This is a genomic window from Actinoplanes cyaneus (assembly GCF_016862095.1).
Taxonomy (GTDB): domain Bacteria; phylum Actinomycetota; class Actinomycetes; order Mycobacteriales; family Micromonosporaceae; genus Actinoplanes; species Actinoplanes cyaneus.
In genome coordinates, this window is the sequence record NZ_BOMH01000033.1 from 67,421 (window position 1) to 81,156 (window position 13,736).

At 70.8% G+C, this 13,736-nt stretch carries 12 protein-coding genes; 4 read left to right on the top strand and 8 right to left on the bottom strand.

Annotation, left to right across the window (positions count from 1 at the left end):
- Positions 1-2: 2 nt before the first annotated feature.
- On the top strand, positions 3-788 hold the full coding sequence (locus Acy02nite_RS21460; protein WP_203743209.1) for an enoyl-CoA hydratase-related protein: 786 nt from the start codon (positions 3-5) through the stop codon (positions 786-788).
- Positions 789-791: 3 nt separating this feature from the next.
- Here Acy02nite_RS21460 and Acy02nite_RS21465 read toward each other — a convergent pair whose 3' ends face one another.
- The 5 genes from Acy02nite_RS21465 to ndhC all read right to left on the bottom strand — a co-directional run bounded on the left by Acy02nite_RS21465 (position 792) and on the right by ndhC (position 3,425).
- The gene (locus Acy02nite_RS21465) at positions 792-1,307 is read right to left on the bottom strand and encodes a hypothetical protein (RefSeq protein WP_203743211.1); all 516 of its coding nucleotides are present in this window, start codon (positions 1,305-1,307) and stop codon (positions 792-794) included.
- A 4-nt stretch (positions 1,308-1,311) separates the two neighbouring features.
- Complete coding sequence (locus tag Acy02nite_RS21470) at positions 1,312-1,890, bottom strand: DNA-3-methyladenine glycosylase I (RefSeq protein ID WP_239175063.1); 579 nt, start codon at positions 1,888-1,890, stop codon at positions 1,312-1,314.
- On the bottom strand, positions 1,887-2,375 hold the full coding sequence (locus tag Acy02nite_RS21475; RefSeq protein WP_203743213.1) for an SRPBCC family protein: 489 nt from the start codon (positions 2,373-2,375) through the stop codon (positions 1,887-1,889). The genes Acy02nite_RS21470 and Acy02nite_RS21475 overlap by 4 nt, the downstream gene beginning before the upstream one ends.
- A gap of 73 nt (positions 2,376-2,448) precedes the next feature.
- Entirely contained in the window at positions 2,449-2,946 is a 498-nt protein-coding gene (locus Acy02nite_RS21480; protein WP_203743214.1) for a DivIVA domain-containing protein, read from the bottom strand.
- A gap of 101 nt (positions 2,947-3,047) precedes the next feature.
- Entirely contained in the window at positions 3,048-3,425 is a 378-nt protein-coding gene (ndhC, locus tag Acy02nite_RS21485) for an NADH-quinone oxidoreductase subunit A (protein WP_203743216.1), read from the bottom strand.
- A gap of 163 nt (positions 3,426-3,588) precedes the next feature.
- Here ndhC and Acy02nite_RS21490 point away from each other — a divergent pair, with 163 nt between their 5' ends.
- Positions 3,589-5,442: a 2-oxoacid:acceptor oxidoreductase subunit alpha gene (locus tag Acy02nite_RS21490; protein WP_203743218.1), complete on the top strand. Its 1,854-nt coding sequence runs from the start codon at positions 3,589-3,591 to the stop codon at positions 5,440-5,442.
- A complete protein-coding gene (locus tag Acy02nite_RS21495; RefSeq protein WP_203743220.1) occupies positions 5,435-6,457 on the top strand; it encodes a 2-oxoacid:ferredoxin oxidoreductase subunit beta in 1,023 nt (340 codons plus the stop codon). Before Acy02nite_RS21490 ends, Acy02nite_RS21495 begins: the two co-directional genes overlap by 8 nt.
- Positions 6,458-6,924: 467 nt before the next feature.
- Here the strand turns inward: Acy02nite_RS21495 and Acy02nite_RS21500 are convergent, their stop codons facing one another.
- The 3 genes from Acy02nite_RS21500 to Acy02nite_RS21510 form a co-directional block, all read right to left on the bottom strand.
- Positions 6,925-7,941 carry a potassium channel family protein gene (locus tag Acy02nite_RS21500; protein ID WP_203743222.1) on the bottom strand — a complete coding sequence of 339 codons (1,017 nt, stop codon included), beginning with the start codon at positions 7,939-7,941 and terminating at the stop codon, positions 6,925-6,927.
- A 79-nt stretch (positions 7,942-8,020) separates the two neighbouring features.
- A complete protein-coding gene (locus Acy02nite_RS21505) occupies positions 8,021-10,579 on the bottom strand; it encodes a winged helix-turn-helix domain-containing protein (protein ID WP_239175064.1) in 2,559 nt (852 codons plus the stop codon).
- 1,090 nt (positions 10,580-11,669) lie between these two features.
- Positions 11,670-11,879, bottom strand: a complete 210-nt coding sequence (locus Acy02nite_RS21510) for an FmdB family zinc ribbon protein (RefSeq protein ID WP_203743225.1) — start codon at positions 11,877-11,879, stop codon at positions 11,670-11,672.
- A 487-nt stretch (positions 11,880-12,366) separates the two neighbouring features.
- Here Acy02nite_RS21510 and Acy02nite_RS21515 point away from each other — a divergent pair, with 487 nt between their 5' ends.
- Positions 12,367-13,686 carry a lysozyme family protein gene (locus Acy02nite_RS21515; RefSeq protein WP_203743227.1) on the top strand — a complete coding sequence of 440 codons (1,320 nt, stop codon included), beginning with the start codon at positions 12,367-12,369 and terminating at the stop codon, positions 13,684-13,686.
- Positions 13,687-13,736 lie beyond the last annotated feature (50 nt).

The window sequence follows — 13,736 nt, forward strand, 5'->3', positions numbered from 1 at the left end:
CCATGACCGACGTGCTCCTCGTCGACCGCACTGACGCGGTCGTCACACTGACCCTGAACCGGCCCGAGGCGATGAACTCCTTCACCGTGGACCTGAAGGAGGCCCTCCGGGACACCCTGACCCAGCTGGAGACCGACCGGTCCTGCCGGGCGATCGTGCTGGCCGGCGCCGGGAACGCGTTCTGCGGCGGGCAGGACCTGCGCGAGCACGCGGCGCTGCTGGAGAAGAGCACCGACCTGGACACCGTCCGGGTGCACTACAACCCGATCGCCCAGCGGCTGGCCAGCATGCCGAAACCGGTGGTCGCCGCGGTGCGCGGGATGGCGGCCGGCGCGGGCGCCTCGCTGGCGCTGCTCGCCGACTTCCGGATCGGTGGCCCGAAGACGTCGTTCCTGATGGCGTTCGCGAACGTCGCCCTGGCCGGTGACAGCGGCATCTCCTGGTCGCTGCCGCGGATCGTGGGGCACGCCAGGGCGGTCGAGCTGCTGCTGCTCGCCGAGCCGGTGAAGGCTCAGAGGGCGTACGAGATCGGCATGCTCTCCCGTCTCGTCGAGGACGACGAGCAGGTGCTGCCGGCCGCCCAGGAGCTGGCCGCGCGTCTCGCGGCGGGGCCGACGGTGGCCTACGGCGCGATCAAGCGTGAGCTGTCGATCGGGGACGCGGGGACGCTCTCCGACGCGCTGGCCGCCGAGGCGCAGGCGCAGTCGATCTGCGGCGCGACCGCGGACCACCGGAACGCGGTGGCCGCCTTCGTCAACAAGCAGAAGCCGGTCTACGAGGGCAGGTGACCCTCAGTCCGTCTCCTCCTCGTCCTCTTCCTCGGGGTCCTGGTTCGCCTCGGCCCCGAGGACGAAGGCCTGCATGGCCAGCTCGTCGCCGGACGGCCAGACGTAGGTGGGCAGTTCCCGCGGGCCCAGCTCGTTCACGTGCGACCAGAACTGCCGGACCGCCTCGGCCGGGTTCACCGCCTCGATCGGCATGGCGACGCTGACCAGCCAGTTCCGCTTCGGCAGGGGCCGGCCGAGCCGGTCGGCGTAGCGCCGGAACTCGTCCTCGGTCACCGGGCCACCGGTCAGCCCGGCGGCCGGGATCGGCTCGTCGAAGGCCCGCCGCAGGTACGCCAGAGCCAGGTAACCACCGGTCTTCTCCACCCGGGCCAGGGCCACCACGTGCTCGTCGGCGACCAGCAACACCTCGTCACCGGGTGACACGCCGGCCGGGCCGCCCTGCACCACCACGACGTCCTGCTGGAACAACCGTTCCGTCGCCCACTGCTCCGACGGGATGACCACTGACCATTGCGCCATGGTCCTATCGAATCACGGGAACCCAGCAGCCGAGCAGGTGGTCGTCGACCATGCCGGTGGCCTGCATCAACGCGTACGCCGTGGTGGGGCCGACGAACTTGAAACCGCGCTTCTTGAGCGTCTTGGCCATCGCCGTGGACTCCGGGGTCACGGCCGGGACGTCCGTCATCCCGGCGGGCCGCGGCCGCCTGGCCGGCGCGAACGACCACAGCAGCTCGGTGAGCTCGCCGGGGGCCAGCTCGGCGGCGACCCGGGCGTTGTGCATCGCCGCGTCGACCTTCATCCGGTTCCGCACGATGCCGGCGTCGGCCATCAGCCGGGTCGCGTCGTTCTCGTCGTAGGCCGCGACCTTGGCGATGGAGAAGTCGTCGAACGCCGCCCGGAACGCGGGGCGCTTGCGCAGAATGGTGATCCAGGAGAGGCCCGACTGGAAGGCCTCCAGGGTGAGCCGCTCGAACAGCGCGTCGTCACCGCGGACCGGCTTGCCCCACTCGTCGTCGTGATACGCCGCGTACTCCGGGGAGCTGCCGCCCCAGGAACAGCGGGCCTTGCCGTCGTCGCCGAGCGCCAGATCGCCGGTCACGGGAGACGCCCCTGCTCGATCAGCCGGCCGAACTTCTTCAGCGCGCCGGTGAACCCCAGCTTCGAGCCGGGCCACAGCACCGGCCAGGCGATCTTGCCGACCGGGCCGGCCGGCAGGTGGAACCACTCGTGCAGGACGACCTGGGTGCGGTCACCGGACATCGCGGTGCAGCGCATCGAGCCGGGCCCGCGGAGCACCTTGCCGCAGTGCACGACGCGGACCTCGTACGGCGCGTTCACCTTCACCACGCGCAGCTCGTCGCGCAGCACCGCCGGGCCGATCGCGGTGACCGCCTCGACCAGGCTGCCCTCGCCGCCGTCGCCCTCGACCACCCGGACCCGGGTGAACGGGATCCACTCGCCCTGCTTCTCCCAGTTCATGAACGCCGCGAAGACCTTCGGTGCCGGGGCGTTCACGATCACCGTGGCGGTGAACTCGCCGGAGCCGGGACGGGCGGCATCGTCGGCGCCCCCGGCTGGGCTCATCCCGCCGCCTCCGCTGCGCTCCGGCGTCGCGACGAGATGATCACTGGTCCCATGGATTCGCTCGCAAGCTCGCTCATCGGCTCTCCGCCGGCTCCTCGTCGGCGGCCGGCGGGATCTCGGCCACCTCGGCGACCGGACCGTCCGTGTCCTCGCCGATCTTCTCCGCCTCGGCGGTCTTCTTCTCCGCCTCGGCCGGCGTGGCCTGGGTCGGCGCGACCGCGGCCTCCCGGGCGGCGCGCAGCGCGTCGGCGTCCTCGGTGCGGCCCTCGCGCAACGCGGTCACCTCGGCCTCCAGCACGCTGATCAGCTCGCCCTTGTAGCCGATGTCGTACGCCGCGCGCTGCAGCGCCTGATCGACCTGAGCCATCCGGTACCCGCGCCAGGCGGTGTCGAACCTGGTCCTGCCGATGTCGTCCTCGCCCAAGGGCCGGTCACCGGGCAGCGGCACCGACTGGCCGTCGGGCTCGACCGGGGTCAGCCCGGAGTCGCCCCCGCTCAGAAGGACGGTCACGCCGAAGACGATCGTCCCGACGACCAGTGCTACGACAATGAAGAGCAGAAGCTGACTCATGCGCACGATGTTGACATGTCGGCTTTCCGTAGGCGAGTCCGCCACCCAGCAAGGTGCCTCCTCGTGGGCCGGACGCACCGCGGCCCCCGCGTGAAGCCCTTTCAGGTCCAGGTCAGGATCTTCTTGCGCCAGGCATAGAGAATGCCCAGCGCCAGCACAGCCACGAAGACACCCATCTCGGCGATCGCGGCGCCGCCGAATCCGGGGAGATCGAAGATCACCGCCCACGGGAAGAGGAAAACGGCCTCTACCGCGAAAAGCACATAAAGGTACGCATACACGTAGTACCTGATCTGTGCCTGCGCCCAATCGCCGCCGACCGGGTCGATGCCGCTCTCGTACGGGATCCGCTTGCCGGCCGGCTCCGCGGGACGGGCCGGGCGGAGCAGCCGGTTCGCTCCGAAGGCGGCCACGAACAGCAGAACCCCGGCCGCGAGCACCAGCCCGAGCGTGGCGTACGAGCCGAGATATCCCTCCACGAATGGGCAGCCTACCCAAGAGCACTAGCTCATGACAGCGCCGGATGACTACTGTGGGCAACGGTCCGCGGCCGCCTCCGTAAGGAGCGGCGAAGTAGTGTGGAACTGACGATGTGCGGGCCTGCTTCATCGACGTGCGCCCGCGCTCTTTGGAGGTTGAAACGTGGCCGCTCCCGCGAAGCGAGTCGAGCAGCTGGACCGGGTGGTGATCCGATTCGCCGGGGACTCCGGAGACGGTATGCAGCTCACCGGCGACCGGTTCACCTCGGAGACCGCGCAGCTGGGCAACGACATCTCGACGCTGCCCAACTTTCCCGCCGAGATCCGCGCGCCCGCAGGGACCCTGCCGGGCGTCTCGAGTTTTCAGGTCCATTTCGCCGACTACGACATCCTGACCCCGGGCGACTCGCCGAACGTGCTGGTCGCCATGAACCCGGCCGCGCTCAAGGCGAACCTGTCGGAGCTCCCGGCCGGCGCCGATCTGATCGTCAACACCGACGAGTTCACCAAGCGCAACCTCGCCAAGGTCGGCTATCCGAGCAATCCCCTGGAGGACGGCTCGCTCGCCGAGTTCTCGGTGCATCCGGTCGCGCTGACCTCGATGACCGTCGGCGCGCTGGCCGGCCTCGGCATCGCCAAGAAGGACGCCGAACGCGCCAAGAACATGTTCGCGCTCGGCCTGCTCAGCTGGATGTACTCGCGGCCGTTCGAGTCGACGCTGCGGTTCCTGGAGCGCAAGTTCGCCAAGCGGCCGGAGCTGGTCGAGGCGAACAAGACCGCGTTCCGGGCCGGGTGGAACTACGGCGAGACCACCGAGGCGTTCTCGGTGCGCTACGAGATCAAGCCGGCCAAGATGCTGCCGGGGACGTACCGGAACATCACCGGCAACCAGGCTCTCGCGCTCGGGCTGGTGGCCGCGGCGGTGCGCTCCAAGCTGCCGCTGTTCCTGGGCGCCTACCCGATCACGCCGGCCTCCGACATCCTGCACGAGCTTTCCAAGCACAAGCGGTTCGGCATCACCACGATGCAGGCCGAGGACGAGATCGCGGCGATAGGGGCGGCACTCGGCGCGGCGTACGGTGGGGCGCTGGGGGTCACCACGACCTCCGGGCCGGGCGTGGCGCTCAAGGGCGAGACGATCTCCCTGGCCATCGCGCTGGAGCTGCCGCTGGTGATCGTCGACGTGCAGCGGGCCGGGCCGTCGACCGGTATGCCGACGAAGACCGAGCAGGCCGACCTCAACATGGCGCTCTACGGCCGGCACGGCGAGGCGCCGCTGGCCGTGGTCGCGCCGAAATCCCCGTCGGACTGCTTCCACGCCGCGTTGGAGGCGGCGCGGATCGCCCTGACCTACCGGACGCCGGTCATCCTGCTCTCCGACAACTACGTGGCCAACGGCTCCGAGCCGTGGCTGCTGCCGTCGGTCGACGAACTGCCCGACCTGTCGGTCTCGTTCGCGACCGAGCCGAACTCACCCGACGGCAAGTTCCTGCCCTACCTGCGGGACCCGGCGACGATGGCACGGCCGTGGGCGGTGCCGGGCACCCCGGGGCTGGAACACCGGATCGGCGGGCTGGAGAAGGCCGACAAGACCGGCGACATCTCCTACGACCCGGAGAACCACGATTTCATGGTACGGACGAGAGCCGCCCGCATCGAGGCGATCGGAGTCCCGGACATCGACGTCGAGGACCCGTCGGAGGCCGCCCGCATCCTCGTGCTGGGCTGGGGTTCGACGTACGGGCCGATCGGAGCGGCGTGCCGGGCGCTGCGGCAGCGGGGCCTGACGATCGCCCAGGCGCACCTGCGTCACCTGTCGCCCCTGCCGGCCAACCTCGGTGAGGTCCTGAAGTCGTACGAGAAAGTGGTCATCCCGGAGATGAACCTCGGCCAGCTCGCCCACGTGATCCGGGCCCGTTATCTGGTTGACGCGGTGCCGTTCAACCAGGTCAGCGGCCTGCCGTTCACCGCCGCGACGCTGGAGAGCATGTTGGAGGACGTGGTCAAGAATGGCTAGCCCCACGATTCCGCTGAAACTGACCGCGAAGGACTTCAAGTCCGACCAGGAGGTTCGCTGGTGCCCGGGCTGCGGTGACTACGCGATCCTCGCCGCCGTGCAGGGCTTCATGCCGGAGCTCGGCATCCCGCGGGAGAACATCGTCTTCGTCTCCGGGATCGGGTGCTCGTCCCGTTTCCCGTACTACATGAACACGTACGGGATGCACTCGATCCACGGCCGCGCACCGGCGATCGCGACCGGCCTCTCCGCGTCCCGGCCCGACCTGAGCGTCTGGGTCGTCACCGGCGACGGGGACGCGCTGTCGATCGGCGGCAACCACCTGATCCACGCGCTGCGCCGCAACGTCAACCTGAAGATCCTGCTGTTCAACAACCGGATCTACGGCCTGACCAAGGGGCAGTACTCCCCGACCTCTGAGCTCGGCAAGATCACCAAGTCGACGCCGGCCGGGTCGGCGGACTCGCCGTTCAACCCGCTCTCCCTGGCGCTCGGCGCCGAGGCGACGTTCGTGGCGCGGACCATCGACTCGGACCGCAAGCACCTGCAGTCGGTGCTGCGGGCCGCCGCCGAGCACGAGGGCTCCGCGTTCGTCGAGATCTACCAGAACTGCAACATCTTCAACGACGGCGCGTTCGACCTGATCAAGGATGCCGGGTCCCGCGACGAGCACCTGATCCGCCTGGAGCAGGGCCAGCCGATCACGTTCGGACGGGAGAACGAGTGGTCGGTCGTGCACCCCGAGGGCAGCTTCGGCCTGCGCGTCCAGCAGGGCGGGACACCGCTGGTCCACGACGCGACGGTGGAGGACCCGGCCTACGCGTTCGCGTTGTCCCGGCTCTCCGGCTCTGATCTGAACACGACACCGATCGGGGTGTTCCGCAACGTGCAGCGGCCCTCCTACGACGAGATCGTCCGCAAGCAGCTGGTCGACGCACGGTCGCAGTCGACCGGCACGCCCGAGGAGATGCTCAACGATCTCCTCGGTTCCGGGGACACCTGGACGATTCTCTAGCTCCGCTCGGAGGTCCGGCGCCGCTCGGTGCCGGGCCTTCGCCATTCCCTGGGTACGCCGTGAGCCGACGCCCGTGGCCGTCGCCGGCGCGAGCCCGCCGCCGCTTCAGCCCAAGCCGCGGGTTGCGGTTCCGGCTGGTCCTCATGGGCGTTATTCGTGCCTCATAACGCCCATGAGGACCAGCCGGAAGAGGGGGCGCGTCGCTGCCGTGAGCCGGCGACTACGTCGCGGACTCCGACGGGCAGGGCTCTGCAGCGAGCGGGAGGTGTGGACCGGGTTTGTGCTCTGAGCGGGACCACCCACGGAGATCGCCCTGGAGGGGTTCGCGTTCTGGGCGCGCCAGCGCCCTGCGAAGCCCGGAAGGGTCCCCGCGGGAGCGACGATCCGGACCACAGCGGACGTAGGACCTGAAGATCTTGAAGTTGATCTTCAGGGGGCGCCGAGCAGCAGGGCGCCGCCGAACTCGCTCAGAGCGCGACGCCTGCCGAGGCCGCTTCGTCGGCGCGGATGTAGACCAGCAGGTCGCCGGTCTCGATGGTGACGACCTTCTCGCCGCCGAGCGGGAGAACCTTGCCGCGGCGGATCAACGCGACGACCAGGGTCGAGAGCTCGCGCGGGTTGCGGCCGACCTCGGCGCGCTCGGCGGAGCGCATCGCGAGCGCCATGCCCTGGCCCGGGGTGAGCAGGTCCTCGACAACGTCGATCAGCGGGGGCGCGGTGGTGGTGAGGCCGAGCAGGCGGCCCGCGGTCGACGAGGAGACGATCACGTGATGCGCGCCGGACTGTTTGAGCAGCGCGGCGTTCTCCTGCTCGCGGACCGCGGCGATGATCCGGACCTGGCCGGCGGTGAGCTGGCGCACGGTCAGCGTGATCAGCACGGACGCCTCGTCCTGATCGGTCGCGATGATCACCGACTTGGCGTTCTTGACGTCCGCCTCGAGCAGGACCGACGAGCGGGTCGCGCTGCCCTCGATCACCACGAAGCCGTTGGCGGTCGCCTGCCGGACGGCGGCCGCGCGGTTCTCCACGATCACGATGCGGGTCTTGTCGTAGCCCGTCTCCAGCAGCGCGGCAACCGCGGCCCGGCCCTTGGTGCCGTAGCCACAGATGATCACGTGGTCTTTCAACTTCCGCCTCCACCGGCTGATCCGCAGGCCCCTGCGGTACTGGTCGGTCAGCACTTCCAGAGTCGTGCCGACCAGGATGATCAGGAACAGCACGCGGGCGGGCGTGATGAACAGGACGTTGACCAGCCGGGCGCTCTGGGTGGCCGGCGTGATGTCGCCGTAGCCGGTGGTGGAGAGCGAGACGACCGCGTAGTAGAAGCAGTCGAGCAGGGTGAGGCCGTCGTCGTTCACGTCCCGGTAGCCGGCGCGGTCCACATAGACGATCGTGACCGCACTCAGCACCAGCAGCAGTGCCATCGCCAGCCGGACGGCGAGAGCTCTCAACGGTCCTTGTCGGACCAGTGGCAGATGAATCATGGCAGCGCCTGTACGGACACGCCCTAATCAGATCAGTAGTCGGGGTGATCCGCATCATCCGATCTTCAGAATGAGCCGATCAGCGCACTATCTGGGCAAACCTGGCGGCACCGTCCTCGAGGTCGGGATGCTCGACGGCCAGGGCCATCGCGACGATCCGATCGAAGCCCAGATTGGCGCCGTCCGCGTAGGCGGCGTCGAACGCGGCGTCGCCGAGCGCCAGCCGCAGCGCGATCTGCTGCTCCGACCAGAACGCGCCGAACGACTCCGTGCGGCGGGCGCCGCGAGCCGCCTCCGCCCCGCCGAACAGCACCGTCGCGTTCACCGCGTCCCCGCCCAGCGCGCAGCGGGCAGCGATCGCCGCCACCGCATCGGCGGCCGCGCCCCGGAAACCGTGCCGCAGCCGCGACCGCAACGCCACCACCAGGTGATCGTGCGCGGCCACCAGGTCACCGCGGCGCAGCGCGACCATGCCGAGCAGCCAGTCCACGGCACGTCGCCCGCGGTCCTCGGGGCGGCCGGCCTCCAAGTGGCGGGCAGCGCCCAGCAACTCGGCGGCCTCGGTCAGCGCGCCGCGCCGCCAGAACAGCTCGGCCAGCGCCAGCACCGCCGGCAGCGACTCGGTCGCCACCCCGGCCTGTTCCGCCTCGGCGATCACCGACCGGCACGAGACCTCGGTCGCCTGCTCGCCGTGCTCGTCGAGCCGGATCCGGCGGCTTCCCAGCGCCCGCACGAGCAGCGCCGGGTCACCGGCCCGGCGGGCCGCGGCCTCCGCACGGATCAGGAACGCGTCCCGCTCGGACTCCTCGTCGGCCAGGTCGGCGTGGATCAAGTACGCCTGCGCCAGCCCGGCCGGGTCGGCCTCCTCGTCGGCGCGCTCGTACAGCCGGGTGAGCAGGGCGCGGCCCTCACCGGCGCCGCCGTGCTCGCGCCACCACGGGTTCAGCGCGCCGGCCAGACGCAGACCGGCTCGCACGTCACCACCCGCGGACGCCCAGCGCAGCGCGGCCTGCCACTCCGACACGTACGGGCCGAGGTCGGTCAGGGACACCGTCCGCCGCTGGCCGTCGGTGTCCACCGCGACGTCCGTGAGCGTCTCCAGCGACCAGGCGAGATGCCGGTCCCGGGCGGCGGGCTCGTCACCGGTGGCGGCGAGGCGGCGCAGCGCGTACGACCGGACCAGGTCCGACATCCGGTAGCGCGGCCCCGGCACCACCTCGACCAGCGACTTCTCGACCAGCTCGGAGAGCGCGCTGAGGGCGCCCTCGCCGCACCAGTCGACGGTCGCGAGGTCCACCGGGCCGGCGTAGACCGCGAGCCGGTGCAGCAGCTCGGTGGCGCGGCTGCCGAGCCTGCGGTACGACCACTCCAGGCTGTTCCGCAAGCTGTCGTGCCGCCCGTCGCCGCACGCGTCGCTGTCCAGCGCGCCGATCGGATCGTCCAGCCGTCGTGCCAGCAGCTCGGCCGGCAACAGCCGCAGCCGGGCCGAGGCCAGCTCGATGGCCAGCGGCGAACCCTCCAACCGAGCCGCGAGCTCGGCGAGATGCTCGTCGTCGTCACTGCGACGGCCGCCGAGAGCCGCTGCCGCCCGCTCCTTGAGCAGCGCGAACGCGTCAGCCGGGACCATCGGCGGGATCCGCCACACGGTCTCCCCCGGCAGGCCCAGCGGCGCGCGACCGGTGGCCAGCACATCCAACCGGCGGCAGCGCGACAGCAGCCGATGCGCCAGCGTCGCGGTCAGCCCGGGCGCCGCGTCGCAGGTCTGCAGGATCACCAGCATGCGGCGCTCGGCGCACTGCTCGACCAGCGTCTCGATCATCGGCCGGCCGGGTTCCGGGCGCAGCCCCAAGGCCGAGGCGAGCGCGGCCGGCAGCCCACCGGACGCGCTCTCCGCGTCGATCGTCCACACGCCACCCGGATACGCGTCGAGCACCTGCTCGGCCACCTTCAGGCTGAGCCGCGTCTTGCCGGCGCCACCCGGGCCGACCACGCTGACCAGCCGATGGTGGCTGATCAGCTCGGCCAGCTCGGTCGCCTCAGCCTGCCGGCCGACGAACGAGCTGTGCTCGGCCGGCAGGTTGTGGCGGGGCGCCTGCGCGGTCCGCGGGCGCGGGAACTCGCGCTCCAGACCCGGCGCGAGCACCTGGAAGATCCGCTCGTCGTCGTCGAAGCCACGCAGCCGGAACGCGCCCAGGTCGAGCAGGTCCACACCGGCCAGGATCTCCTTGGTGACAGAGAAGTTCGTGGTCACGGCGAGGGCGGTGGCCTCCGAGCAGAGCACCTGCCCACCGTGCGCGGCGGCGGCGACCCGGGCCGCGCGGTGCACTTCGGGGCTCGCGTACTCCACCCCGATCGGCGTGGCGTGCCCGGTGTGCAGTCCCATCCGGACCTTCGGCGCCGCGTCCGGGCGTGGCCAGTCGAACGCGGCCAGTCGCCGCTGGGCCTCCACACAGGCCGCCACGGCAGCCTCGGCGTTGTCGAACGCCACGAAGAAGGAGTCACCCTCCGTCAAGAGTTCGACACCACCGAAGTCACTCAGCGCCGCGCGTAACACAGAGCGATGTGCGTTCAGCACAGCGCGATAGGTGTCACCGAGCATCCGGGCCAGTCGTGTTGACCCCTCTATGTCGGTGAACATAAAGGTCACGAGGCCACTGGGTAGCTCGATCCGTCCCGACACGGTGGAACCTCCGCCCCCTTTGGAAGTCGTGACTCATGCTGCCGTATCTCTGAGTCACCGCCCATCGTAGAAACGGACGGTAACCAAGTTCCCGCCACGGCCGACCCCTTACGGAGTACTTCACCGAAGAGTGGGATCGACATCGGCATACGGGATTACGGGTGTCGTAACGAAAGAGACTGAACGCGGAAACGACGCGCTCGGGCAAAACCGCCGGGCCGTTCGGGTGTACCCGTACGTGTTGTCCCATCCCCTGGGAAAGGAGCGTTGAGCTGGGCAGATTTCTCGGCGGAGGGCTCATCGACAGTCACCGAGGGTGAGAATGGACAGCGGGTTGACCACCAATGTCGACGGACGACCGGTATCGAGCGGTTTGAGGTAAGGAGTGAATCAGATCACTCCTTCGGGTGATGAAAGGATCAACTTCAAGATCTTTCAGGTCCCCTCTCCGCTGTGGTCCGGATCGTCGCTCCCGCGGGGACCCTTGCGGGCTTCGCAGGGCCGCGAGGCGGCCCAGAACGCGAAACCCTCCAGGGCGATCTCCGTGGGTGGGCACGGTCAGAGCCCAAACCCCCACGGGCCCGCGGGGTGTGGAAGCGCACGCGCGGGCCCGCCTTCGTGCGACGAGCACGGGCCAGCCTTCGTGCGACGAGCACCAGCCGAAGAAGGCCTTCGACGCCAAACTCCGTGCGACAGGCGCAGCGTGGAGCACCCGGGAGGCCGCCGTTGGTCACGGTCGCGGCGCGCCCTGAGGTTCTGGCTGGTGCTCACGGTTGCTATCGGGCGGGAAAACAACCGTGAGCGCCAGCCGGGACCGCGACGTTGGCAGGGTCGGATGGCGGGCGCTGAGCGGGTGGTGCGGAGCTGGGTGGCTGGCGCTCGGCGGTGGGTGGTGACGGGCGCTGGATGGCGGCAGGCACTCGGTGGTGGCGGGTGGCCGGCGGACGCTCAGAGGCCGGGGGACGCTCGGTCGTGACAGGCGCTCGGTGGCTGGCGGGCGCTCGGTGGCTGGCGGCCCCCTCGGCGCCTGGCGGTTGCCGGGGCCGGGTCAGCAGCCGCAGGCGCCGCCGCAGCAGCCTCCGCCGGCGCCGGGGGCCGGGGTGGCGGCGCCGCGACCGGTGACGGCGACTGTGGACAGCAGCTTGACGGTGTCGTCATGGCCCTGCGGGCAGGTGGCAGGCTCGGCGGACTCGCGCATCGGGCGGCTGAGCTCGAAGGTGTCACCGCAGGCGCGGCAGCGGAAGTCATAACGCGGCATCGGACCAGCGTAAAGCGCCTTTGCCGAAGCGTTGTCCACAGGTCTCCGACGACTTTCCCAACGTTGGTCGCGGCCCGGTAGGGTCGAGCGCGTGGCGGAGGCACCGAAGACCCCAGCAGAGCGGCCGGAGTTGCGGTCGGCGGCGCCCCCTCAGGGCGGCCCGCTGGGCAGTTCGGGGGCTGCGCCGGGCGGGGCTTCCACCGGCGGTAAGAGCACGCCGCCGCCCAGGTCGGGCAGGTCGGACAAGTCTGCCGCCGCGGCGACTCCCAGCGCGGCGACTCCCGCCGCAGCGACTCCCAGCGCGGCGACTCCCGGCGCGGCGAGTGCTGGGACGGCGAGTGCTGGCGCGGGAAGTGCCGGCACGGCGAGTGCGTCTGCGAGCAAGACTGAGGAAGCGGGCAAGGCGAAAGCGGGCGAACCGGCTGATACAGGTGCCGACAAGACGACCGCGAGCAAGGCGGTCGTCGGTGGCACGGCTGGCGCGGAGGTGTCCGCTTCCGGCGCGGGTAAGGCGGACACGGAGAAGACCGCCTCCGACCCGGGTAAGGCTGGTGCGGAGAAGACGAGCGCTGCCGCGAAGAAGGACTCCGGCGTGTCGTCTCCGGGCGAGGACTCGGCCAAGGCGACAGGATCCGACAAGACGGCCGCCACCGAGACCGGCAACGAGTCAGCAGCGGCGGACAAGGCCGGTACGGACAAGGCCGGTACCGACAAGGCCGAGGCCGCCGACAACGGCGAGGCCGCTGACAAGGGCGAGGCCGGTGCGGCGGGGGGTAAGCGCGGGCTGGCGCGACGGTCGGTGGGACTGGTGGCCCGGGGTGGCCGCGGCGTGGCGGCGTGGGCGCGGCGTCCGAGCGGGCGCGTGATCCTGCCGAGCGTCGTGGTGCTCGCGCTGATCGGGCTCGCCGGGACGGCGGGGGTGTACCTCGTGCCCCGGGCGCTGGAGGCGGCGCCGACGCCGAGTGCCACGCCAATCTTCGGTGGCGCCGGGGCGGCTCCGGCACCGTCGGCCAGTGATCCGTACGGAGTCGGTGGCCTTCCCGGTGTGGGCGGCAGCAACGCGGTGCCGGGCTACACGATTCCGCCTGCGACAGGCGCCGGGGTGCCGACCGGGACGGGAGTGATCCCCGGCACCGGGGTCGTGCCCGGGACGGGCGGCGTGCCGGGAACGGGCGGTGTCCCGGGAGGCGGGGCGCCCGGCACGGCAGCGGTGAATCGCCCGGCGGATGCGCTGGCGGCCTGGGCGCAGACGGTCGGCACCAAGGCGGGGATCCCGGTGATCGCGGTCCAGGCGTACGGGTATGCCGAGCTGGTCGCCCAGCGGACCATGTCGACCTGTCACCTGACCTGGACGACGCTCGCCGCGGTGGGCAAGGTGGCGTCCGCGCACGGCAGCTCGAACGGCGCGGTGCTCGGGGCGAACGGGGTGGCCGAGCCGACGATCTTCGGCCTGCCGCTGGACGGGCAGGGCGGCCGGATCCTGGTCAACGACACCGATCGGGGTGTGCTGGATCAGGACACGACGTATGACCGCGAGGTCGGGCCGATGAAACTGGTGCCGTCGGCCTGGCAGGCGTTCCAGGTCGACGCCGACCGGGACGGGGTCGCCAACATCAACGACATCGACGACGCCGCACTGGTCGCCGCCACGCAGCTCTGCAAGGACTCCAAGGGCGGCATCCGTGACCTGTCCAGGGCCGACTCCTGGTGGGACGCGGTTCTGAACTACAACGGCGGCACGCTCAAGGCGTCGGCGCAGAAGGTGTTCGAGGCCGCGAACGCCTACGGCCGGGACAGCCGGGCCTGATCCCGCAACGGGGTCGGCGGGGCTGTTCGGAGACGAGCGATGACGACGCT

Excerpts from the sequence above, each read along its gene's own strand:
- Acy02nite_RS21505 (WP_239175064.1), bottom strand. The coding sequence starts at position 10,579 with ATGTTCACCGACATAGAGGGGTCAACACGACTGGCCCGGATGCTCGGT.
- Acy02nite_RS21465 (WP_203743211.1), bottom strand. The coding sequence starts at position 1,307 with ATGGCGCAATGGTCAGTGGTCATCCCGTCGGAGCAGTGGGCGACGGAA.
- Acy02nite_RS21500 (WP_203743222.1), bottom strand. The coding sequence starts at position 7,941 with ATGATTCATCTGCCACTGGTCCGACAAGGACCGTTGAGAGCTCTCGCC.
- Acy02nite_RS21480 (WP_203743214.1), bottom strand. The coding sequence starts at position 2,946 with ATGAGTCAGCTTCTGCTCTTCATTGTCGTAGCACTGGTCGTCGGGACG.
- Acy02nite_RS21495 (WP_203743220.1), top strand. The coding sequence starts at position 5,435 with ATGGCTAGCCCCACGATTCCGCTGAAACTGACCGCGAAGGACTTCAAG.
- Acy02nite_RS21475 (WP_203743213.1), bottom strand. The coding sequence starts at position 2,375 with ATGAGCCCAGCCGGGGGCGCCGACGATGCCGCCCGTCCCGGCTCCGGC.
- Acy02nite_RS21510 (WP_203743225.1), bottom strand. The coding sequence starts at position 11,879 with ATGCCGCGTTATGACTTCCGCTGCCGCGCCTGCGGTGACACCTTCGAG.
- Acy02nite_RS21460 (WP_203743209.1), top strand. The coding sequence starts at position 3 with ATGACCGACGTGCTCCTCGTCGACCGCACTGACGCGGTCGTCACACTG.